Raw genomic sequence first — 20824 nt, 5'->3', positions numbered from 1 at the left:
AACATAATAAGGTGAACTTCTTGGACACGTAAAGTGTGGAATGAAGTGGTTAGACAGTAGATAAATCGTTTGATGGAGGTTGACAATTCAATGGATGTAAACTGGCAAGAAGTTATATTCCAATTTCTTGGGGGACTAGGAATTTTCCTATTCGCAATTAAGTATATGGGGGATGGATTGCAAAAAGCTGCGGGAGACAGACTACGTGCAATCTTGGATCGTTTCACTACCAATCCATTCATGGGTGTTCTTGTCGGTATTATCGTAACGGTGCTGATTCAGTCTAGTTCGGGTACAACTGTTATTACAGTCGGACTTGTAAGTGCTGGGTTTATGACGCTTCGCCAAGCGATCGGTGTCATTATGGGTGCCAATATTGGTACAACTGTGACAGCATTTATTATCGGTCTTGACGTTGGGGCTTATGCATTGCCAATCATGGCATTTGGTGCATTTCTGATTTTCTTTGTTCAAAAAGCTAAAGTTAAGAACTTAGGGGAAGTCATTTTCGGCTTCGGGGGATTGTTTTTAGGTTTGGAGTTAATGAGTGGCGGTATGAAGCCTTTACGTTCATTAGAAGCGTTTACCGATTTAACATTGGCGATGAGTGAACACTCTTTACTCGGTGTTGTAGCAGGTACGATCTTTACGTTAATAGTACAGAGTTCAAGTGCAACTGTCGGTATTTTGCAAGGTCTGTACGCTGAAGATCTTGTGTCGATGAAAGCCGCATTGCCAATCCTTTTTGGTGACAACATTGGGACAACCATTACCGCTGTATTAGCTTCCATCGGTGCATCAGTTGCCGCTAGACGTGCCGCTGCAACACACGTACTATTTAATGTTGTCGGTACCGTCATCTTCATGTTGTTGCTGATCCCATTCACCGCGTACGTAGAGTGGATATCTGGTGTCTTGAATTTGGAGAGTAAAATGCAGATAGCATTTGCTCACGGTTCATTTAACATCGCGAATACGGTTCTTCAATTCCCGTTCATCGGGGCGTGGGCGTATTTCGTTACGAAGATGATTCCAGGAGAAGATGTGACGATCGAATACAAACCGAAGCACCTTGACCGTCGTTTCATTGCCCAATCTCCAGCTGTTGCGATTGGACAAGCGAAAGAAGAAATTATCCGTATGGGTGATTTCAGTGTGCAGGGTCTTAACGAAACATTCGAATATTTGAAGACGGGTCAGAAAAAGCATGCAGAGACGGCCTATCAAATAGAAGATGCCATTAACAACCTCGACCGGAAGATTACGGATTATTTAGTTGAAGTGTCTTCTGTAACCGTATCGGCAGCAGAGTCCGGACGACACGTCATGTTAATGGATAGCGTTCGCGACATTGAACGAATAGGTGACCACTTCGAAAATATTGTTGAGTTAATCGATTTACGTGAAACGAATAAATTGAAGCTTACAGACGATGCAATAGTTGATTTGACAGAAATGTTCACATTGACGATTGAAACAGTTCAAAAAGCAATTGAATCATTGGATAAAAATGATACTGGACTGGCTCGTACGGTTTCTGAGAAAGAAGATTTGATTGATAATATGGAGCGCCGTTTCCGTAAAAATCATATCCTTCGCCTAAATGAAGGGCATTGTAGTGCACAGGCAGGTATGGTATTCGTCGATATCGTTTCAAACTTGGAACGAATCGGTGACCACGCAGTAAATATTGCAGAAGCTATTTTAGGTAAGCACGTTTGATGAAGGAGGGGTGATGGGTATGATATGGATCGGCTGGATTGTAGCAATTGTCATGTTTGTCATTGCGTTTGTCGGATTGATTTATCCCATCATTCCTTCTGTCATCTTCCTTTTCGCCGGCTTCTTATTATATGGTGCGATTGTTTCATTTGAAGAATTGACTTGGTTGTTCTGGGTCATCGAAGTGTTGTTTCTCGTTTTGCTGTTTGGTGCGGATACCGTGGCGAACCTTGTCGGTGTAAAAAAGTTCGGTGGCAGTAAGGCGGGGATGTGGGGCAGTACGATTGGCTTATTAATCGGTCCTTTCGTCATTCCGCTGGCTGGTATTTTAATCGGGCCATTCCTAGGAGCAATTATCGCAGAATTAGTCATTACGCGTTCCGGTCTCAAACAAGCAGTCAAGACGGGCATTGGTTCTGTTGTCGGTTTCTTGACGTCGGTGGCAGTAAAAGGTGTTCTTATGGTAATCATGATCATTATATTCCTCATATTTCTCCAATAAAAGTCCCTTTTAATTGAATGCTTCCTCATATTTTGATAATGTTAAGGGGTAGGGCAAAACATAGATAAATTAGAGGAGGAATGGAAAATGGCTTATGAATTACCAGAACTACCATACGCTTATGACGCGTTGGAGCCACACATTGACAAAGAAACGATGAACATCCATCACACGAAACACCACAACACGTATATTACAAACGTGAACAATGCATTGGCAGGTCACGATGAACTTCTTAACTTACCAGTTGATGAGTTAATTGCAAACTTGGATAATGTTCCTGAAGAAAAACGTGGAGCTGTACGTAATAATGCAGGTGGACACTCAAACCACTCATTATTCTGGACAATCCTTTCACCAAACGGTGGCGGCAACCCAACTGGGGAAGTTGCACAAGCAATCGACAAAAAATTCGGTAGCTTTGACGCTTTCAAAGAAGAGTTCGCTAAAGCAGCAACTACTCGCTTCGGTTCAGGCTGGGCGTGGCTATCTGTAAACAACGGTGAAATCGAAGTTACATCAACTCCTAACCAAGACTCTCCATACATGGATGGTAATACACCATTACTAGGTTTGGACGTCTGGGAGCACGCATACTACTTAAACTACCAAAACCGTCGTCCGGATTACATTTCAGCATTCTGGAACGTAGTAAACTGGGACGAAGTTGAAAAGCGTTACCAAGCAGCTAAATAATTGAAACCTAACACACATCTAGTTCGTCTAGATGTGTGTTCTTTTATTCAAAAGCGGAAAGCGCCGTTTAGCCCCGACAGGCGTTGGAAGACTAGCAATAAAGGCGCTTTTTGCCTTTCTTGCTAGTCTGAAACGACCCGAGGGGCTGGTGCGTGAAGATGCAGTTGATATTTACAACATATACTTTAACATTGATGTTTTCATGCTATAATTTATCGTACATATAAAATCGTAGAAAGGAGATTCCTGTTGAAGAAAAACCACAGAAAGACGGATCAGCCAAACGCCAATCAACGTCAACATATCCCTTTTCGAATGAACGTCCTTTTCGTTACAATCTTTGCTCTATTCTCATTGCTTATATTCCGTCTTGGTTATTTGCAAATCGTCAAAGGGGAAGATTATACACGAGCACTCGAACGTACGGAAGAAATTGCTGTTAATACGAGTACACCACGAGGAAGAATTTATGATCGCAATGGGCAAGTACTCGTAGATAATGAAGCAAAAAACGCGATTACATATACGAAGACATCTTCTACCACTACAAAAGAAATGTTGGAACTTGCAACGAAAGTTTCTAAATGGATAGATCAAGACACGAGGCGTGTGACAATGGGGGATAAGCGAGATTTTTGGATTTTGTTAAACTCTGAAAAAGCTGCTGAAAAAGTATCGAAGCAAGAACAAATCGACTTAAGTAAAAACGATAAGTTGTCTAAAAAAGATATTCAAAGACAAATCAATCAGTTGACGCGTGATCGAATAACAGATGAAGAGTTGGCGTCGTTATCTGCTGAAGATTTGAAGGTTCTTGCGATTTATCGGGAAATGATGGCAGGTTATGCATATTCACCGCAAATCATTAAAAGTGACGGAGTGACCGATAGGGAATTTGCTATTATCTCTGAAAGACTGGATGAATTACCGGGTTTCAATACGACCACGGATTGGGCTCGCGTGAAGAAATCATATAGTGCGATTCTTGGTTCTACAACGAGTCCTTTAGAAGGAATTCCACGTACGCATGTAAACTACTTCCTAGCACGAGATTATTCGAGAAATGACCGCGTTGGTAGAAGTTACTTGGAATCATACTATGAGGATTTATTAAAAGGCCAAAAGACGATTGTGAAAAATATCAAAGACAGAACAGGTAAAGTGATAGAAACGAAGACAGTGAGAGAAGGAGAGCCTGGAAAAGATCTTGTTTTAACAACTGATTCTGATTTACAACAAGCATTAGAAAATGTCGTGTCCAATAAATTATTGCGATTGAAACAAGGACCGAACACGGGCGCATTGGAATCTGCCTTCCTAGTCATGTTAGATCCGAATAATGGTGAGATTCTCTCATTGGTCGGTAAAAAAGTTGTGAAAGATGAATCTAGCGGAAAATGGGCAATACAAGATTATACATACGGTACGTTTACATCTGCCTATGAAGTCGGTTCCACTGTCAAATTGGCAACAATGCTGACGGGTTACCATGAAGGTGCGGCACGAATCGGTGAAGTGAAAATTGACCAACCGATTAATGTCGGGGGCACTTACAAACGATCCTTATTCAATCCGAATGGCCGCGTAGCGCTAAATGATATTTCTGCTATCGGGCGTTCTTCAAACGTTTATATGTTCCGCATTGCGATGGGACTAGGAAACGCGACGTATCGACCCGGACAAGGTTTACCAATCGATAAGAAAGCATTCGATACATTCCGAGAAAACTTCGCTTCCTTTGGCTTAGGTGTGAAAACCGGAATTGATCTGCCGGGGGAATATACAGGGGTGACCGGTACTGAAACGATTCCCGGAAAGCTACTTGACTTTTCTATTGGGCAGTTCGACACGTACACGCCCTTGCAAATGGCACAGTATGTAGCGACGATAGCATCAGATGGCTATCGGATTGCACCGAGAATCCTCAAAGAAATACGTGAACCTTCACCGGACGGGGAAGTACTCGGCCGATTGGTTGAAGAAAAGCCTGTACAAGTATTGAATCGTATTAAGAATTCGCAACCTGAAATCGATCAAGTAAAAAAAGGTATGCATTATGTCTATTACGGAAATAATGGAACGGCATCCGGTTTACTAGCAGGCGCTTCATATGACGGCGCCGGAAAAACAGGTACGGCTGAATCGTTCTACTACACAGGAAATAAATCAAATCCGGTCATTCCGACAATCAATCTATCCCATGTTGGCTATGCACCATCTCAAAACCCACAAGTTGCCTATTCGGTGATTGTGCCGTATATCTCAACAAATACCAAGCGCTATCCTTCTGCAACAGCGAGTGAGATTGCGAGAGAAGCATTAGATGTATTCTTTGATTTGAAAAGGCAACGAAGTGCAGAAGCGGTTAAATCTTCTTCACCAGAGATTAAAATTAAAAAGTAGATAAATGAAAACAACCTCCTGCATGATTTGCAGGAGGTTGTTTTGCCGTTATAATCCAAGTAGCACCCGTGCGATGTCTGGGAATCTCATGCCGTCGTATAGCGTGAATGTGCCGGATTTCATTTTGTCTGTATAGTTGTTCTCTTCCATATACGCATCAAACTTCTCTGCGCCTTCAATGAACTTCTCTTGCTCTAGCTGCTTGGATAAATCAGTAGAAACAGTTCCAGGCGCTACGATGAACTCACGGGCGTTAGTGAACTTTTTTGTATTCGTTGTTTTGGAAGAAACGGTTTGTGAAATTGCCAACTCTTTTTTCACAACTGCCAATTCTTTTTGAATCGCAGTCAATTCCTTTTCTAATGAAGCATCCGTTTCTTGCGGGGTATTGACTATATACAAAATACCGCCAGCTAGTAAACAGCCGATGCCTACTGTTCGTAAAACTTGTCTAATCATAAACGTACTCCTTTAGAGCGCAGAACAGCGACGACTTCATCTTCAGGAAGAGAAGATCTCTGCGAAATTTCAGGGACGGTATAGCCTTGACTATGCAATGAAGTGATTTGATTGACGATAATCGCATGAATTGTTTTTTTAGGCGCCGAAAAGTTCTCTTGTGCTGGTGCTGCAATCATTAATTCCTCTTCCAACAGACGCACGCGTTTTTTCAAATTACTCGTTTCTTGATGGAGACTAATTGAAACCTTTTCCAGTTCATCTTCCACTACCCGAGTATCGCTACCTACGAAAAAAGAGGCGACGACAGCGACTACACCGATAATAAGCAATAGTAGCGGGATATCCATTGTATGTACCTCCAAAATAACTAGAGTTTTCTACATAATACCATAGGCTGCAGATGAATGATATTTGAACATTTCTGCTGTACAATGAAAAAATATATGATATAATTTATTAGTCGTATAGATCATGCTCATATTTTATTTTATATCTATCGCTAATGAGTGGGAGGGACAGTAATGCGCGTAAATATTACACTCGCTTGTACAGAATGTGCAGAGCGTAATTATACTTCAAAGAAAAACAAGCGTAACAATCCAGAGCGTATTGAAATGAACAAATATTGCTCACGTGAAAAAAAGCACACGTTGCACCGTGAAACGAAATAATTATTAAAACCAAAACCTGCTTCGGTTTTGGTTTTTTCTTACGGGAGGTAGCGCAAATGGAAAAGCAACATCATCGTAACCAAGTGTTGAAGCAATTACATCGATTAACTCCATCTGATCACGAACAAAAATCAGCTTTGATACATGAAAAAGTTCTTGCTTCGGATGAATTTAAGAATGCACGAACGATCGGAATCACACTGTCTAGATTTCCGGAAGTAGCAACGCATCATTTGATTGAAATCGCTTGGCAAGCTGGGAAACGAGTTGCGATTCCGAAATGCATTGCGGCTACTAAAGAAATGGATTTTCGTCTAATTGATTCATTTGAACAGACAGAAACGGTCTATATGGATTTACTAGAGCCACGTATAGACTCTACAAAGTCTGTTACACCTGAAGAAATCGATCTGCAAATTGTGCCGGGTGTCGTCTATTCGGAGGAAGGCTACCGCATTGGTTTTGGTGGTGGCTACTACGATCGTTACTTAGCAGACTATTCATCTCAAACGGTATCATTGGCATTTGAACGACAAATAACCGATACTATAGATAGGGAGTCTCATGATCTTCCGGTTTCATATATATTCACTGAAGAACGTATAATAGATTGTCAGAAAGTACGTGAAAAGAATGAATGAGTTTTACGATGTACTCCAATTGCTTAAAAAGTTTGGAGTCATTATTTACACAGGTAATAAACGACAAGATAGTATAGTGATGGAGTCAGAAGTGAAAGAGTTATATGATCATCAATTTATTGATAAGCAAACGTATTTACAGGCTCTTTTAGTGTTGCGAAGAGAAATTAATAAAAATGATGTACGGTAACCATATATAGGATAATCTACTCATTCGTCATGATATGTGAAACTTTTCACTCAGCGAAACGTCTATAATACAGTAAGCAAAAAACAAGCCACGGCATATTTTTAGAAACAGAAATGAAAGGAAGAGATGGAATGAGAAAGATTTCATGGCCTAAGCATTCCGTACTCATTATCGCAGTAATCGCTACTTGGTTGACTACCTATATTGGGTATCTTACAAGTTTCAATATGAAAATCGATAATGCTATGCAACAATTTATTTTGTTTATTAACCCATTGGCATTCTTGCTATTTATTTATGGGATTGCGCTATTTATTAAAAAAACTAAAACACGTAATCGCTATATTTTAACTATCAGTTTCTTAACATCGTTTGTGATGTTCAGTAACGCAGTATTCTATCGTTTCTTCACGGATTTTATTACAATCCCGCTGTTGTTCCAGACAAGTAATTTTGCAGATTTAAGTTCTTCTATTACAGAGAATATGCGTTTTCTAGACGTCTTCTTCTTTAGCGACGTGCTGATTGTATTATTAGCAATTAAGTTGATTCCACAAGAGGCTATTCAAGTGACGGAAAGAAAAGTAGGACGTAAAGTGTATTTCGCAGCTACTGCAACGTTATTGATGTTTAACTTGGCAATGGCGGAAGCGCAACGTCCACAACTATTGACACGAAGCTTTGACCGTGAATTATTAGTGAAAAACATTGGAACCTATAACTATCATCTGTATGATTTATTTGTTCAATCGAAGTCACATGCACAGCGAACATTTGCAGATGGTACTGAATTAACAGAAATTGAAAACTATGTAAAAGCGAATCACGCGCAACCGGATCCGAAAATGTTCGGTTTAGCGAAAGGTCGTAATGTGATTATTGTTTCACTTGAGTCTTTACAAAACTTTGTCATCAACAATGAAATGGACGGCCATGTGGTCACGCCATTCCTAAATGAACTGACAAACGATAAAGATACATTTTACTTTGATAATTTCTATCATCAAACAGGCTTAGGGAAGACATCAGATTCTGAGTTTATCGTAGAAAACTCACTGTATGGCCGTAATGGTAGTGCAGTATTCTTTACGAACAGTGGCAACACATACGATTCTCTATCTAAACGCATGGGCGAGAATGGATATTTTACAAGCGTCATGCATCCGAACAGCAAAAGTTTCTGGAACCGCGACATCATGTATAAGGCATTAGATGTTCAAAAGTTCTATGATGTAGATAGTTATACAATTGGTGAAGGTGAAGCAGTCAACTGGGGTATGAAAGATATTCCGTTCTTCCATCAATCAGTAGAAATGATGAAAGAAATGCCGCAACCATTTGAAACGCGAATGATTACATTAACAAACCATCACCCATTTGATTTGGATGAAGAGGATAAGTTAATTCCTGAATATACATCAAATTCTAATACGTTGAATAAGTATTTCCAAACGGTTCGCTATATGGATGAAGCAGTGAAAGAATTCTTTGCTGATCTGAAAGAAAGTGGATTGTATGATAATTCGATTATTGTGATGTATGGAGATCACTACGGAATTTCCGAAAACCATAATAAAGCAATGGGTATGTATATGGATAAAGAAATTACCCCATTGGACAATGCTGAATTACAAAAAGTTCCTATGTTCATCCATATTCCTGGATATGGTGAAGGTAAGAAGATGAATGAATTAGCTGGACAGCTTGATATACGTCCGACAATTTTGCACTTGCTAGGGATTGATACGAAATCGGATATGCAATTTGGTTCGGATGTATTCTCACCTGACCATGAGCCATTCGTCATTTTCCGTGATGGACGCTTAATAACCGATAAAAATATCTATACACAGGAAGTTTGTTATGATGTTGAAACTCGAGAGCCGACAGATCAAGCGCAATGTGAGCCGTATGTTGAGCGGGCCACGACTGAATTAAATTATTCAGATACACTCATCAATGGGGATTTGCTTCGATTTAAAGAGCAATCAGAAGATAGTCCAGAGATGGAAGAAAGAAAATAATGTTATGGGCTGCGCGGCTTTCTTATGCCGCGCAGTTTTTTTATACATAGAAAGGAGTGAGATGTTGTGAAGCGTATCATATCACTGACCGTACTGGTTTCTTTTCTGTTAGGTTGTCAGCAACTAGAAGTCAAAGAACCTGAATCTACACCGCCCGTTGATGAAGAAGTGGTAATTCAGAAGTTGAATGTGTCGGAGGAAGAATTTCGTTTTGTTGCAGGATGGCTAGATGATCAAACGATAGGTTTTGTCGTTCATCAGGACGGTGAGGATCACTTGCAGACGTTTAATATAAAAACGGGTGAGACGGAGACATTATATACTGACACCGCCATTATTTCTGAAGTGCTCATTCATCCGTCGAAACAACAATTTCTCGTCAAAACAGCGGATGATTCAACGGAAGCAAATATCATTATGTTTACTAGTGACGCGCAAGTGCTAGATGAATTAGTAGTCGAGTCTACAGAACTTGAGATTAATTGGAATCCAGTGGACCCATCTAAGCTATTACTTTCCGCATTTGCGGACGATTGGAGCTATCAGATGTATTTCTATGACGGGAAGGAACAGGCAGTCACTCCGATAACGCTTACTGACCCATTTCCGCAATGGTTAGGAGAGGAGGATGTTGTCTATATTGAAGATACAGCACTAGTGAAAGAATCGCTCGAAACGAATGAGAAAATAATTCTTGCACGTGAGGCTAATCAATTCCATGCGGCTTCTACACATCTCTTGCTAGAAGTATTCGAGGATGAAACGACGTATTATAAGGTACTTGATGTACAGGGAGAAGAGAAGTTTTCGTGGCTTTCAGAAGATCCAACGCAGTTAGCTATAAATGTAGAGATGATGAATAACAATAATATAATTATGTTAACTATGAATCAATCATCAGCAACTCCGACAGCATTTCTACGTCATTTGAAAAATGGTGAAGAAGTGCATCAGTACGAAGTCAATATGGATGCGGGATTACTAAGTTGTGCATCAGCCAAGAGATGTCTTATGGGTAAACGCTTAGAGACGCTGATCGAGCTAGAAACTGGCGAGATGGTAGAGTGGTTGATTAGTGAATAAAAAAATAAGGACACCCTCTATTAGAAGAGATGTCCTTATTTTTGGAACTTATTTGTGTAGCGGTGGCGGGTATCCTGAATATATGACAGTAGCGATCGTAAATCCTCCGATAACTACAACAGTTACCACATTGAAAATTATACTTAAAAGATTCCGCTCCTTAAAAGCTTGGACCGTTCCAAAGACTGCCAATAACGCAGTCAATCCAAAAATGATTACTAATAAATTCATTGAGTAGACACTCCTTTCCACAATGAAAAAATGAATGCCGTAAAGCAATATTCCTCCTCTATTGTACTGTTAAAGAAACGGTTTGTCGAGATTAAATAATGACGATTGTTTGAAATATGTCTCACGTTTCATTTATAGTAGTAATAGAGGTGAGATATTTGAGAGTACATATACATCCACTAGGTCCAATTCAGACGAATTGCTATGTAGTGGAAGATGACAAGAAGAATTGTTTAGTGTTTGATCCCGGTTATGATGGGGACGCGTTGCTTGCGGAGTTGCGGAAGTTATCGCTGAAGCCAGTAGCTATTTTGTTAACACACGCACATTTTGATCATATTGGTGCGGTGGATACGATTCGTGAGGCGTATGATATTCCAGTATACTTGCATGTGGCAGAAAAGAAATGGATGGCCAGCGCAGAGTTAAATGGTTCTGGTAAATATCCAGTACTACCTGATGTTGTATGCAAGCCAGCTGACGTATTGCTACATGATGAAAAGACGTTGCAAGTTGGACCGTTTACGATAGGGACGCGCCATACGCCAGGACATTCGCCAGGAAGCATCAGTTACATCTTTGAAGACGATGGATTCGCAATTGTAGGGGATACGTTGTTCCAAGGAAGTGTAGGGCGTACGGACTTGCCAGGGGGTAATACAGAGACGCTGCTCACTTCTATCCATGAAGAATTATTGTCGCTTGATGATGAATGTATTATTTACCCTGGGCACGGTCCTGCAACGACCCCAGGACTTGAAAAAGATACGAATCCGTACTTGAATGGCTTTTAATCGAAAATAAGCAAAACAAAAAACAGCTTTCTATAAGAAGGCTGTTTTTTGTATGTACGGATTAGTGTCCTCCACCTGGTACGTGAATAAAAATGGAATAGTAACTGAAACCGACCATAAAGATCATTAAGTATGCTCCGAATAAGTATACGTACATACGCTCTGAAAGTTTCAAGTATCCAAGTAGTATAAAGAAGATCGTGCTTGCGACAAGCAGTAAAGAAGCAGGTACCATGTGTCCTACATAGAACATAACTGCAAAAATACCTGTCCAGAATCCGCAAAGTTTAAACATATTATCCATCTACAAGTCCCTCCTTCACAACAATACAATAAGCTCTTATCCATTATAATAGAACGTCAGCCCAAAAGTAAACTCCAATCAATTTCACATTGTGACAAAAGAGTGTACTTGCGCGGATGACGCAGACAATAGCTTTCTTTAGTATAACAGAACATCGAACTAAAAATAATATGAAAATCCATTTTCGGGCTAGAATATTGCGTAAGAAATGAATTTTAGTGTGATTTTGATAGGTAAAATTGAATTGATGTAATTGTAGCACATTTTCAAACAATTCTTTTCCGTAGTAAACTCCTTTGTAAGACGGGAAGTGGTCTTCTGTCCATTGAAGAAAGGAGAGAATTATGGAAACTATCGAAAATCCAATAGAAAAAACTTGTTTTCAGCTTCTGGAGAAAGCCATTCAGTCAGATGCAACGGATATCCATTTCGTACCGACAGCGGAAGGGTATGATGTGACGATCCGTAAGCATGCCCTATTCTCGAAAATTGGCCAATTCCCCCAAACACTGGGCGGCCGTTTAATTTCTTTCTACAAATTTCTATCGTCTCTGGATATTAGTGAACAACGACGACCTCAAAGTGGTTCCTTTCACCGGTCATTCTCTGATCAAAACTTCTCTTTTCGTGTTTCTACCATTCCTTCTATTCATTTGCGTGAAAGTGTCGCTATTCGAATTCAAAAACATGACAAGGTCGTTCCACTTCATCAATTATGCATAAATCCCGAATGGAGCAAGCAATTATCTGAAGCAATTGCGAATAAACAAGGATTATTTCTCGTCACGGGTCCTACCGGTTCTGGTAAAACGACAACCTTGTATTCTTTGACTTCTCATTGTGTGGCAGAATTAGAGCGCCATGTAATTTCATTGGAAGATCCAGTGGAGAATAATCATAGTCATTTACTGCAAATTCAAGTCAATGAACGATCTGGCATTACCTATTCAGCGGGATTAAAGGCGATTTTGCGACACTCACCCGATGTCATTATGATTGGAGAGATTCGCGATGCAGAAACAGCGAAGATTGCCGTTGAAGCCGCATTGACAGGGCATCTAGTTCTCAGCACTATTCATGCGAAAGATCCGATTGGTTGTTTATACCGTTTACTAGATTTAGGCATTCACTTAGAAGAGCTTCGGCAGACAATTATTGCAATTTCAGCCCAACGATTAATAACGAAGGCTACAGGAGATACAGCGGCAGTTTTTGAGATTTTGAATGAATCTGCTATAGAAGAAGCAACTGGGGCAATTGCAAAAGGACAGCGGTTTACTTCATCAGAGGAAAAGAAAATTGATAAACAACAGATGATTTATGGAAAGGTGCGGGTAAATGCAGAGTAAATCTTGCAGTAGATATTCAGCTAAGAAGAAGTTGGTAAAGCCTGCTGAATTTCTCCATAGGCTATCGGTGTTGTTAGGGGAGGGTTATACATTCCATGAGGGGCTGATTCTGATTTTGCCTTATCATACGAAAGATTATGAAGAAAGGCTGGAGCAAGTAGAAGCGGAGTTAAAGAGTGGTTATGGAGTTTCTCATATATTGAAAAGCTTAGGTTTCAGTAAAAGTATTATGTTGCCTATAGCGATTGCAGAAGTGGATGGAAATTTACTTCGTGCGTTAAATGAAGTGGCTAATCGTGTCAATCGTAGAGCGGATAAACAAAAGCAAATTCAAAAGCTATTAGCCTATCCTGCAGTTTTATTCTCCTTTCTTCTACTGCTCTTAGTAGCGTTTCGACAATTTTTCTTACCAAACTTTGAAGCACTTTCAATCATGCGGACGGATGAACAAACCGGTATAGTCCAACTCTTACCTTATGTTGTATCCGCCATTCCTGATCTATTATTAGCCATGGTAATTCTGACCGTTCTAAGTTATGTAGTCATAAGGTTTTGGATAAAGAGATTAACATCCGCTCAAATCATACGAAAGATATTAACAGTACCGGTAGCAGGTCCGTTTTTTAACGAGATGAAAACAAGGGATTTTGCTAATGAGTTAGGAAGTTTGTTGCAGTCAGGCCTATCTTTGCAAAGTGCCTTAGGAGTCTTAAAGGAACAAACGGAAGATCTTATCTTAGCAGAAATCACAAGACAGCTAAGCAGCTATGTGATTTATGGAGAATCTTTACATGAAGCGATTCGATTAACAGATGGTCTTTCCGATCGACTAGCAGACTTTGCTAAACATGGTGCAGATACAGGGTATCTTTCAAAAGAATTAATGATTTACAGTGAACATACAGGCGAGCAATTAGAGGAGAAAATGAATCAATGGATTACTATTTTGCAACCCGCTCTATTCGGCATATTGGCTATTTGTATTTTGCTGTCGTATTTATCGATTTTATTACCTGTGTATAAGATGATAGATAGTATTTAAATGAGGAGGAAATCCAAGTTGATAAAGAACGAAAAAGGATTTACGTTGATAGAAATGATGATCATTTCAAACGTTATAAGGAGGGAAGTGCGCAAAGATAGTGTTTACGCACGTTTCTAAGTAGTTTCGTAGATTGGAAAACCACAGGAAAACCACATTTATTTTGAATTTAGATAAACTGAAGGAAATATTCATTAATTTTGTCGTCACTTTGCTTCTGCATTTTCTTGGTGACGTGTGTGTAAATGTCTAACGTAATGTTTATGTTGGAGTGACCGACACGCTCCATAATAACAGGCAAGTCCACTCCTGCTTCAACCAACATCGTGATATGCGTATGCCTTAAAATATGCGTGCCGCTCACACCCTCAATGCCGTATGCTTTGTATATCTTATTAAACACGCTACCGATTGTAACGGCTCGAACCGGTTGCTCGTTTCGTCCAGTGAAAACTAAATCGCGCCATTCGGATTTTGGATCTCGTAAACCTATCAGCTTCTCTTTGTTGTATTGCACCTTCATCCTCTTTAATTCTTCAGCCAGCTCTTGGTTAAACGATACCGTCCGATTGGAGTCTTCTGTTTTCGGAGGCATAAACTCAAACCCACCTTCATCCGCTGACTTTTCAAACAGCGTCTTACTTACAACGAGAGTGCGCTTTTCCAAGTTGATATCACTCCATGTGAGCGCCAATGCCTCTCCGACACGTAAGCCTGTAGACAGCATTGTGAGAGCTAGGGGATAAGCGTTCCGTCTGCCAGATGACTTCACACCTGCAAGAAAGTGCTGGATCTCGTCTTTTTCAAGATACTTTTTCTTCGCGTTGATAAGTTGCTGTGAATTTTTCGTAGCTTTCGGGATCACAGTATCTTTCACGAAATTCTTCTCGACATACTCATTCTTAAAAGCATATTCAAACATTAAATTCAATGCAGTTCGCGTTGCGGCAATGTGATGTTTCGAAATGCCTGTATCACGTCTTTCGATCAAGAATTTCTGTATGTCATTAATCTGTAGCTTGCTGATTAAATGTTTCCCGTGCTTATCGATGAAGGGGCGCATAGCTACCATTCTAGTTTTCACTGAAGACGGTTTAACCGTTTCTTTGTAAACGTTCAACCACTCGTCGCATACTTCCTGGACGAGTCTTTTTTGTGGTTGTCTTTGTTTGGATAATTCATCTGCAGCTAGTTGCGCTCGATTCATAGCTTCTTTCTTTGTATCTCCACGGCGCGTTACTTGTCTGCGTTGGCCAGTTAGGGGGTTAGGTGTGGCGTCAGTGGTGCATGACCACTTTCCGTTGTTTAGTTTGCGGCAATACATAAATTTATTTCTCCTTTCGAATAACGTTTTCGGGAATGTATGTTCTTATGTGGGTGAAAATAAAACTCACATAAGTGAGCTTTGATATTGTTTGTTAAAAAGTAGTTTTGTAATAGCGCTGTTAAATCAACTTCTTAATATTTTCATCCAGTAAAGAAATAGTTTCGCTTAAAAAACTGCATAAGTCATCTAATTCAGTTTCAATATTATCAGTCCTATTGTTTTTTATATGAACTTTTAGCAAATTAGTAGTAGTAGCCGTAGTAAGAATAGACATCAAATCATCATCGGATAACTCCGTACTTATCTTGGATGAACTACTAGACCAAGCTTCTGTACTTAACTGATCAATCACATCCACATTTATCTGTCCGATAATATCTTCTTTAAACTCTTCAATTAGCTTTTTATTATAAGTGAACTCTGATTTGAGTAACTTTAAATGTGATATTACACTGTTTGTTGATATTCTTTTTTCATTTTTTAGAGAGCTGCTTATTTGAGTTTTGGCAACTAAAAAAGCGACGAATCCGCCAATTATCCCTCCACTTATATTTCCTAATGCGCTTATAGTCGCAATAACTCTATCATCATTACTTAATAGGTGGGTAGTTACAAGGTAGATAATGATAGACATAAATAATGTCGAAATTATCACAGATATTATTATTCCATATAATTGTGTAGATGTTAATCTAATATCGTTATTACTTCCCATTGAGCCTTCTCATTCTTCCAGCTAACGTTCTTACATTCTTCGAGTCAGAACGTAATATTTTATGTGAAGTTAAATGTGTCGCAGGCTGTTTGCTTACTCCTATTGGCGGGGTAGGAGTAAGTTCGGGGGGGAAGGGATCAACTATTAGTTTGAAAATAATATCTGTGAAATTATCCATGAAATCCGGCTGGATATGCAAACCACACTCATTACAATTCTTAGGAAGATCCGTAATCATAATACAATTTTCTTCAGTGGAAATAATACTATCGCAATTAGGACATTTGGCTATCGAGCGTACATCAAAAACTTTGACATCTGAATAGTGCGTGCATGTCAAAAAAAGCTCTATGGCTGTTTCGATATTTATATTACAGTCAACACTGTATTGCAAGGGATTTAGATAGTTCCAAGTGTTCCTTTTTCGTGTTTGGATCCACCATATAAGCATATCGATATCTTGCTTACTAAATCGATAGTTATTCAAATTCTCTAAAAGCTTCAAAGACATATTGTTGTACCTCCTTATCAACAGAACGTTCTTCCATAAAAGTAATAATCACATAATCTCTATAAACCTCAAATCGTGTTGGATATTTCTCGAAAGTAGATGTAGTTGCATTAAAAAGATCTAATTGGTCATTAATGGTTTCGTGATTCCAAGTTAACCATAGCTTGTTAAGGGTTTTCATTTCATCAATTGTATCACGAACATCAAAGTATATAGTAGCAATCTCTAGTCCATCAATATCGTTAGGTTGAATATATGCAGATGCACCAGTATCGTCTGACATAGAAATCTTTGTAACCTTAGCTTTAGGAGCTTCTACAGGTTCGGTATAGTAAGCGAAGTCTTCCAAGGTTAGAATTCGTTCAATTAGTTTTTTATATCTATTTATAATAGTTTCAGCGGTATTAGAATCTTCTCTTATACCCAACTTTTTAAACATAGGTATTTGGGAATTTACTATAATATCATTATTTTCGTTGACTAGATTGTGATAGGGTAACTCTGCTTTCAGAATAAATTCTTTATACATATTGTACAAAGTTTCTTTTGAAGGAAGCATATTAATATTTAAGTGTACAGAAAATATATTTTCAATCATTGAACGCACTTCTAAATATATGCTCCTAGTTGTATAAAAATTTTGCATATGCTGTTGGTTTCTTACTCTAACGATCATATAATCGTTTTTTATATTTAACTCTACCCAGACGTAGTTGTATAGATATTCTACCTTATCGCCTTTAGGAAATATCTCTTTAAAAATGCACATTTCAATTAATTCTATTTCTCTGTTATGAATTGTGTAATCCAAAAATAGTATCTCATTATTTTTTGGTTCCTCTTTAAGTAGGTCATTAAAGGGTGTGTCAGGAACGGAATTTAATGTAAGTTTTTGTTTTACGATTTTTGGTGTTTTTAAAATACCCCTATTTGTTAACCCTAGGTGATTGTAAAATAATTGTTTGTTTTTATTAAACTTAAGTTCATCAACCAAAAAGGATTCAAACATCTCTTTTTCATCTGGGTTTTCTATAAGTTGTTCTATTCTATTAATCAAAACAGGGACAGTTCCTGTAGTTGATTGTCTTCTTGATTTAAGATGTTTCTGAAAATGTCCTTTAAAAAGACTATCAGAAATAGGTTCACAGATATTGACCATATTTAATCCCCCGCAAGTTATAAGATCTATTTTTGTGTTAAAACGTTAATTGAAGTGCGCGATGTCTTAAGAGGAATTCGATTAAATCATTCAATCCACTCCAGCGTCCCCAACTTCCCACGCGACACAACAAACCCATCCACCTTATGCTGAACGAATATTAAGTGTAAGAATCAACTTGCGTTTCGGCCACTTTAAATCCACCGTAACAAAGTTTATTGAAGTACTGGTCTAGTCGCGTTTCGGCAAAGTGGTATTCAACGGTGAAAACATCGCATAACAGCAACGTAGCCCTTTGTCTGTCGCTCGGCAACTGCATCCTATCCAACATAAATGTTGGCACACAAAAATGATACATGAAGTTATCAGCCTGCCATTCCTGTAACTCTCGAAATGGGGGAGGCATGTGACCCTGGTGTCCTGAGTGACGTAATACATGGCACAACTCATGTCCAAAGTCTTGCCATCTTTGCCGGCCATTTAAATTTCTATTAATGAAAATATAGTAGCGTTCCTGCCAACGAAAAGCTTCGCTCGGATCACTTGCCAAATAGATTCCAATATCTAGACGATCTGCAATAACGTATTTATTTAGTTGTCCTGGATTATGTATAGATATGCCGTTGTATAATTTCTCGATGTAGTCTTCCAAATGGCTTTTTAAGTACATCACATGACCACCTTCGAATGTACGTTCTTTTTAGTTTGAAAGAAAAGCCCTAGGAAGGGCAATTCTATTGACGCATCATATTATTTTGTCGGAATAGTCATCTTGATTTTATCTCCGTGATTCATGAAGCTTTCATCGTGTGAACCATCGATATTTAAACTGATTTCTCCAATTTCTTCTGCTGGTGTATCAACCAGGAAAATGGCATTTCCTTCTTTATTGACCTTACCGAAGAAGTCTCCTCCTACCGAGTCAGAAAGTACGAGACTTGCATCAATTTGATCGCCGGTGTCAGTTGTTAACGTTGCTTGGTCTGGATAGAAGGACATTGTTTCGTCAATTGTGTTTTCAGCTTTCATTTGAACCGTGATCACTGTTACTTTATCTTTCTCGTCAAACATTCCTTTATAGTCCTCGGCTACTTCCAAGTTCGCCAGTTGAACTGCTGAAACGTTTAGTTTCATCGGTCCACTTTCTGCATTTTCGTTTAATTCTTTGTTCTTGTATACGATAGTCATCTTCCCTAGTTCAGATTCTTCGACATTCTCATCCTCTTTTTTATCAGCCTTATTTTCATCTTTAACTGCACTTGTCTCAGAACTCGTATCAGCAGGCGTTGAATCTTCTTTTTTTGTTCCAGTGTCCCCACACCCTGCTAGTGTCGCTGCTAAAACAGTGGCAAGCAAACCTAATAAAAATTTGTTCATGTCCTCCACTCCTCGTAATCAATTTGTCTCAATTACACAACTTAGTGAGATATTCCCATTCTGTATGTAAAAATAAACACGGCAAGTTACACCGTGGTAGTGCCAAGCTTATTTGTTCTTGTTGTCACTCTTGATGATATCCCACATTTGTCGCAATTTCCGAAGATCCTCTTCATCGCTGTCTGGGAGCTGTCTATACCAGCGCTCCATATCGGGATCATTGGCGAATGCCTGGAATTCTTCATCCGCAGTTCTTTCAGGATTATCTGATCGACCGAGAAGGTAGTCGGTGGTTACATGGAAGGTGTCCGCTATTTTTTGAAGTGTTTCTGTATCTGGACTTCTGTTGCCGTTTTCATAACCGGAAATAGAAACTTTGGTTACATTTATTTTTTTACCTAACTCATCTTGAGTTAGTTTTCTTTCTGTTCTCAACTTCTTCAGACGTTCACCTAGCACCAATTAACACCTCTCTTCTATACAATCATTATAAGTTAACTAATAGATAACTTGAAGGTGAAAAGTTTAAGTTAACTAAAAAGAAACTATTTTAGATAAAACGGTTGACATGTTAACTAGGTGTAAACTATACTGTGGTTAACCTCGAGTTAACAAAGGGAGGCGAGAGCCATGATTTTAGAAAAACTTAAAAAAACAAGAGAAAGTGAGGGTATGACTTACCAACAAGTCGCTGATGAAGTAGGTATTTCAAAAGAACATTACTGGATGATTGAGAACGGAAAGCGGGGGTTGACATATTCTCAAGCTGTCAAAATCGCAGCTGTTTTCAAGTCAAATCCAGACTATATTTTTTTAGATAATGAGTTAACTAGAGGTGAACAAGAAGTCGGATAGGAGGGAGAAAGATGTCAGAAGTGATTGTAACAACCGCAACGCAATTAAACGAGCTTATTAATGTAGCAGTAAATCGGGCGGTTGGTGAAGCTTTACGCGAACGTCAACTACCAATCTTACTATCATTACAAGAAGCGGCAGACTTGCTGGGTGTAAGTCTCACAACAATGTATCGCGCAGCAAAGATTCAAGGCTTTCCAGTCACCCGTGATTTTGGACATGCAAAGGTTGTTACGGATCAGTTGCTTCAATGGATTAAGAAGCGAAGTAATTACGATTTGGTTTACAACTTTGGTAGTTGACCCCAATAAGGTGGAGGAGGTGCCAGTGGTGCATAAAAGAAATTCAAAGTCATCGAATGCAATTTCGAACGAGTACAGGAATCTTAAGGGTTCTAGGCGTGAGCGTCTGATTGCAGAAAGAAAGAAGGCGGGTTTAACCCAAACACAATTAGCCAAGAAGTTAGGATGTTCAACAGCGACAATTTCACACTTGGAGCTGGGGAGGGTAAAACCAGGGCTTGATATCTCTTTAGGTTTAGAAAGTTATTTTCAACAGCCTTTTGAAATATTATTTCCTGATTTATAAAAAAGTACTTGACAAGCCTTATTGGCAAATTTCCAGAAATGAAATATTTCCGAAACGCTCAGACAACCACAGAACAACAAAACGCTGAAATTAATTAAAAACAGTTATTTGAAAAGCACAGACAATCACAGAAGAACATTTTTATCCATAAATGGTAAATGGTCGAAAACTATAATAG

General features: G+C 39.1%; 27 protein-coding genes. 16 read left to right on the top strand and 11 right to left on the bottom strand.

All coding sequences use genetic code 11. The features are described 5' to 3' along the window. The first annotated feature begins 90 nt into the window (after nt 1-90). The 4 genes from CSV79_RS01890 to CSV79_RS01875 all read left to right on the top strand — a co-directional run bounded on the left by CSV79_RS01890 (nt 91) and on the right by CSV79_RS01875 (nt 5323). Nucleotides 91-1722 carry a Na/Pi cotransporter family protein gene (locus tag CSV79_RS01890; RefSeq protein WP_099687340.1) on the top strand — a complete coding sequence of 544 codons (1632 nt, stop codon included), beginning with the start codon at nt 91-93 and terminating at the stop codon, nt 1720-1722. A gap of 19 nt (nt 1723-1741) precedes the next feature. Beyond that, nucleotides 1742-2224: a DUF456 domain-containing protein gene (locus tag CSV79_RS01885; protein ID WP_099687433.1), complete on the top strand. Its 483-nt coding sequence runs from the start codon at nt 1742-1744 to the stop codon at nt 2222-2224. Nucleotides 2225-2311: 87 nt separating this feature from the next. Next, nucleotides 2312-2920: a superoxide dismutase gene (locus tag CSV79_RS01880; RefSeq protein ID WP_099687339.1), complete on the top strand. Its 609-nt coding sequence runs from the start codon at nt 2312-2314 to the stop codon at nt 2918-2920. Between the two features lie 249 nt (nt 2921-3169). After that, a complete protein-coding gene (locus tag CSV79_RS01875; protein ID WP_099687338.1) occupies nt 3170-5323 on the top strand; it encodes a peptidoglycan D,D-transpeptidase FtsI family protein in 2154 nt (717 codons plus the stop codon). A gap of 48 nt (nt 5324-5371) precedes the next feature. Here CSV79_RS01875 and CSV79_RS01870 read toward each other — a convergent pair whose 3' ends face one another. Both CSV79_RS01870 and CSV79_RS01865 read right to left on the bottom strand, forming a co-directional pair. Then, nucleotides 5372-5782, bottom strand: a complete 411-nt coding sequence (locus CSV79_RS01870; RefSeq protein ID WP_099687337.1) for a hypothetical protein — start codon at nt 5780-5782, stop codon at nt 5372-5374. Beyond that, a complete protein-coding gene (locus CSV79_RS01865) occupies nt 5779-6132 on the bottom strand; it encodes a hypothetical protein (protein WP_099687336.1) in 354 nt (117 codons plus the stop codon). Before CSV79_RS01865 ends, CSV79_RS01870 begins: the two co-directional genes overlap by 4 nt. 174 nt (nt 6133-6306) lie before the next feature. Here CSV79_RS01865 and rpmG point away from each other — a divergent pair, with 174 nt between their 5' ends. From rpmG to CSV79_RS01840, 5 genes are all read left to right on the top strand, one after another. After that, nucleotides 6307-6456: a 50S ribosomal protein L33 gene (gene rpmG, locus CSV79_RS01860; RefSeq protein WP_099687335.1), complete on the top strand. Its 150-nt coding sequence runs from the start codon at nt 6307-6309 to the stop codon at nt 6454-6456. 56 nt (nt 6457-6512) lie between these two features. Further along, a complete protein-coding gene (locus tag CSV79_RS01855; protein WP_099687334.1) occupies nt 6513-7097 on the top strand; it encodes a 5-formyltetrahydrofolate cyclo-ligase in 585 nt (194 codons plus the stop codon). Beyond that, nucleotides 7090-7287, top strand: a complete 198-nt coding sequence (locus CSV79_RS01850; protein ID WP_099687333.1) for a YqgQ family protein — start codon at nt 7090-7092, stop codon at nt 7285-7287. The genes CSV79_RS01855 and CSV79_RS01850 overlap by 8 nt, the downstream gene beginning before the upstream one ends. 131 nt (nt 7288-7418) lie before the next feature. After that, nucleotides 7419-9311 (top strand): LTA synthase family protein, encoded by a 1893-nt coding sequence (locus tag CSV79_RS01845; RefSeq protein ID WP_099687332.1) that lies wholly within the window; start codon nt 7419-7421, stop codon nt 9309-9311. Between the two features lie 66 nt (nt 9312-9377). Continuing rightward, nucleotides 9378-10394, top strand: coding sequence for a YqgU-like beta propeller domain-containing protein (locus tag CSV79_RS01840; protein ID WP_099687331.1), 1017 nt, complete (start codon nt 9378-9380; stop codon nt 10392-10394). A 48-nt stretch (nt 10395-10442) separates the two neighbouring features. Here CSV79_RS01840 and CSV79_RS01835 read toward each other — a convergent pair whose 3' ends face one another. Beyond that, nucleotides 10443-10625: a DUF2759 domain-containing protein gene (locus CSV79_RS01835; protein ID WP_099687330.1), complete on the bottom strand. Its 183-nt coding sequence runs from the start codon at nt 10623-10625 to the stop codon at nt 10443-10445. Between the two features lie 158 nt (nt 10626-10783). On the opposite strand from CSV79_RS01835, the gene CSV79_RS01830 reads away from it, so the two are divergent. After that, nucleotides 10784-11419 carry an MBL fold metallo-hydrolase gene (locus CSV79_RS01830; RefSeq protein ID WP_233201341.1) on the top strand — a complete coding sequence of 212 codons (636 nt, stop codon included), beginning with the start codon at nt 10784-10786 and terminating at the stop codon, nt 11417-11419. A gap of 61 nt (nt 11420-11480) precedes the next feature. Here the strand turns inward: CSV79_RS01830 and CSV79_RS01825 are convergent, their stop codons facing one another. Next, a complete protein-coding gene (locus tag CSV79_RS01825) occupies nt 11481-11723 on the bottom strand; it encodes a DUF2626 domain-containing protein (RefSeq protein WP_099687328.1) in 243 nt (80 codons plus the stop codon). Between the two features lie 344 nt (nt 11724-12067). On the opposite strand from CSV79_RS01825, the gene comGA reads away from it, so the two are divergent. Genes comGA through CSV79_RS16535 form a run of 3 tightly spaced genes read left to right on the top strand, consistent with a single transcriptional unit; the run spans nt 12068 to nt 14234 of the window. Further along, on the top strand, nt 12068-13072 hold the full coding sequence (comGA, locus tag CSV79_RS01820; RefSeq protein WP_099687327.1) for a competence type IV pilus ATPase ComGA: 1005 nt from the start codon (nt 12068-12070) through the stop codon (nt 13070-13072). Continuing rightward, the gene (gene comGB / locus CSV79_RS01815) at nt 13062-14114 is read left to right on the top strand and encodes a competence type IV pilus assembly protein ComGB (RefSeq protein ID WP_099687326.1); all 1053 of its coding nucleotides are present in this window, start codon (nt 13062-13064) and stop codon (nt 14112-14114) included. Before comGA ends, comGB begins: the two co-directional genes overlap by 11 nt. A gap of 18 nt (nt 14115-14132) precedes the next feature. Then, entirely contained in the window at nt 14133-14234 is a 102-nt protein-coding gene (locus CSV79_RS16535) for a prepilin-type N-terminal cleavage/methylation domain-containing protein (RefSeq protein WP_158232449.1), read from the top strand. Between the two features lie 49 nt (nt 14235-14283). Here the strand turns inward: CSV79_RS16535 and CSV79_RS01810 are convergent, their stop codons facing one another. The 7 genes from CSV79_RS01810 to CSV79_RS01780 form a co-directional block, all read right to left on the bottom strand. After that, a complete protein-coding gene (locus CSV79_RS01810) occupies nt 14284-15438 on the bottom strand; it encodes a tyrosine-type recombinase/integrase (RefSeq protein WP_099687325.1) in 1155 nt (384 codons plus the stop codon). 121 nt (nt 15439-15559) lie between these two features. Further along, nucleotides 15560-16156, bottom strand: a complete 597-nt coding sequence (locus CSV79_RS01805; RefSeq protein WP_099687324.1) for a hypothetical protein — start codon at nt 16154-16156, stop codon at nt 15560-15562. Then, the gene (locus CSV79_RS01800) at nt 16146-16667 is read right to left on the bottom strand and encodes a hypothetical protein (RefSeq protein WP_099687323.1); all 522 of its coding nucleotides are present in this window, start codon (nt 16665-16667) and stop codon (nt 16146-16148) included. Before CSV79_RS01800 ends, CSV79_RS01805 begins: the two co-directional genes overlap by 11 nt. Further along, a complete protein-coding gene (locus tag CSV79_RS01795; protein WP_099687322.1) occupies nt 16636-17826 on the bottom strand; it encodes a hypothetical protein in 1191 nt (396 codons plus the stop codon). Before CSV79_RS01795 ends, CSV79_RS01800 begins: the two co-directional genes overlap by 32 nt. Before the next feature lie 160 nt (nt 17827-17986). Continuing rightward, on the bottom strand, nt 17987-18496 hold the full coding sequence (locus tag CSV79_RS01790) for an ImmA/IrrE family metallo-endopeptidase (protein WP_099687321.1): 510 nt from the start codon (nt 18494-18496) through the stop codon (nt 17987-17989). An 80-nt stretch (nt 18497-18576) separates the two neighbouring features. Beyond that, nucleotides 18577-19203, bottom strand: a complete 627-nt coding sequence (locus tag CSV79_RS01785) for an LptM family lipoprotein (protein WP_099687320.1) — start codon at nt 19201-19203, stop codon at nt 18577-18579. A gap of 108 nt (nt 19204-19311) precedes the next feature. Beyond that, nucleotides 19312-19662 (bottom strand): helix-turn-helix domain-containing protein, encoded by a 351-nt coding sequence (locus tag CSV79_RS01780; RefSeq protein WP_369824903.1) that lies wholly within the window; start codon nt 19660-19662, stop codon nt 19312-19314. Between the two features lie 171 nt (nt 19663-19833). Between CSV79_RS01780 and CSV79_RS01775 the strand changes: the two genes are divergently transcribed. The 3 genes from CSV79_RS01775 to CSV79_RS01765 are packed head-to-tail and all read left to right on the top strand — an operon-like array spanning nt 19834 to nt 20646. After that, nucleotides 19834-20058, top strand: coding sequence for a helix-turn-helix transcriptional regulator (locus CSV79_RS01775; RefSeq protein ID WP_099687318.1), 225 nt, complete (start codon nt 19834-19836; stop codon nt 20056-20058). Between the two features lie 11 nt (nt 20059-20069). After that, complete coding sequence (locus CSV79_RS01770; protein WP_099687317.1) at nt 20070-20360, top strand: helix-turn-helix domain-containing protein; 291 nt, start codon at nt 20070-20072, stop codon at nt 20358-20360. A gap of 28 nt (nt 20361-20388) precedes the next feature. Next, nucleotides 20389-20646 (top strand): helix-turn-helix transcriptional regulator, encoded by a 258-nt coding sequence (locus CSV79_RS01765; RefSeq protein ID WP_199171857.1) that lies wholly within the window; start codon nt 20389-20391, stop codon nt 20644-20646. Nucleotides 20647-20824: the final 178 nt, after the last annotated feature.

The organism is Sporosarcina sp. P13 (assembly GCF_002743055.1).
In the GTDB taxonomy this organism is placed as follows: domain Bacteria; phylum Bacillota; class Bacilli; order Bacillales_A; family Planococcaceae; genus Sporosarcina.
This window is presented reverse-complemented; position numbering and strand designations above follow the sequence as displayed.

What these genes read in the sequence shown, in the direction of transcription:
- CSV79_RS01890 (WP_099687340.1), top strand. Translation starts at nt 91, where the DNA reads ATGGATGTAAACTGGCAAGAAGTTATATTCCAATTTCTTGGGGGACTA.
- CSV79_RS01885 (WP_099687433.1), top strand. Translation starts at nt 1,742, where the DNA reads ATGATATGGATCGGCTGGATTGTAGCAATTGTCATGTTTGTCATTGCG.
- CSV79_RS01880 (WP_099687339.1), top strand. Translation starts at nt 2,312, where the DNA reads ATGGCTTATGAATTACCAGAACTACCATACGCTTATGACGCGTTGGAG.
- CSV79_RS01870 (WP_099687337.1), bottom strand. Translation starts at nt 5,782, where the DNA reads ATGATTAGACAAGTTTTACGAACAGTAGGCATCGGCTGTTTACTAGCT.
- CSV79_RS01865 (WP_099687336.1), bottom strand. Translation starts at nt 6,132, where the DNA reads ATGGATATCCCGCTACTATTGCTTATTATCGGTGTAGTCGCTGTCGTC.
- rpmG (WP_099687335.1), top strand. Translation starts at nt 6,307, where the DNA reads ATGCGCGTAAATATTACACTCGCTTGTACAGAATGTGCAGAGCGTAAT.
- CSV79_RS01855 (WP_099687334.1), top strand. Translation starts at nt 6,513, where the DNA reads ATGGAAAAGCAACATCATCGTAACCAAGTGTTGAAGCAATTACATCGA.
- CSV79_RS01850 (WP_099687333.1), top strand. Translation starts at nt 7,090, where the DNA reads ATGAATGAGTTTTACGATGTACTCCAATTGCTTAAAAAGTTTGGAGTC.
- CSV79_RS01845 (WP_099687332.1), top strand. Translation starts at nt 7,419, where the DNA reads ATGAGAAAGATTTCATGGCCTAAGCATTCCGTACTCATTATCGCAGTA.
- CSV79_RS01835 (WP_099687330.1), bottom strand. Translation starts at nt 10,625, where the DNA reads ATGAATTTATTAGTAATCATTTTTGGATTGACTGCGTTATTGGCAGTC.
- CSV79_RS01825 (WP_099687328.1), bottom strand. Translation starts at nt 11,723, where the DNA reads ATGGATAATATGTTTAAACTTTGCGGATTCTGGACAGGTATTTTTGCA.
- comGA (WP_099687327.1), top strand. Translation starts at nt 12,068, where the DNA reads ATGGAAACTATCGAAAATCCAATAGAAAAAACTTGTTTTCAGCTTCTG.
- comGB (WP_099687326.1), top strand. Translation starts at nt 13,062, where the DNA reads ATGCAGAGTAAATCTTGCAGTAGATATTCAGCTAAGAAGAAGTTGGTA.
- CSV79_RS01810 (WP_099687325.1), bottom strand. Translation starts at nt 15,438, where the DNA reads ATGTATTGCCGCAAACTAAACAACGGAAAGTGGTCATGCACCACTGAC.
- CSV79_RS01805 (WP_099687324.1), bottom strand. Translation starts at nt 16,156, where the DNA reads ATGGGAAGTAATAACGATATTAGATTAACATCTACACAATTATATGGA.
- CSV79_RS01800 (WP_099687323.1), bottom strand. Translation starts at nt 16,667, where the DNA reads ATGTCTTTGAAGCTTTTAGAGAATTTGAATAACTATCGATTTAGTAAG.
- CSV79_RS01795 (WP_099687322.1), bottom strand. Translation starts at nt 17,826, where the DNA reads ATGGTCAATATCTGTGAACCTATTTCTGATAGTCTTTTTAAAGGACAT.
- CSV79_RS01790 (WP_099687321.1), bottom strand. Translation starts at nt 18,496, where the DNA reads ATGTACTTAAAAAGCCATTTGGAAGACTACATCGAGAAATTATACAAC.
- CSV79_RS01785 (WP_099687320.1), bottom strand. Translation starts at nt 19,203, where the DNA reads ATGAACAAATTTTTATTAGGTTTGCTTGCCACTGTTTTAGCAGCGACA.
- CSV79_RS01775 (WP_099687318.1), top strand. Translation starts at nt 19,834, where the DNA reads ATGATTTTAGAAAAACTTAAAAAAACAAGAGAAAGTGAGGGTATGACT.
- CSV79_RS01770 (WP_099687317.1), top strand. Translation starts at nt 20,070, where the DNA reads ATGTCAGAAGTGATTGTAACAACCGCAACGCAATTAAACGAGCTTATT.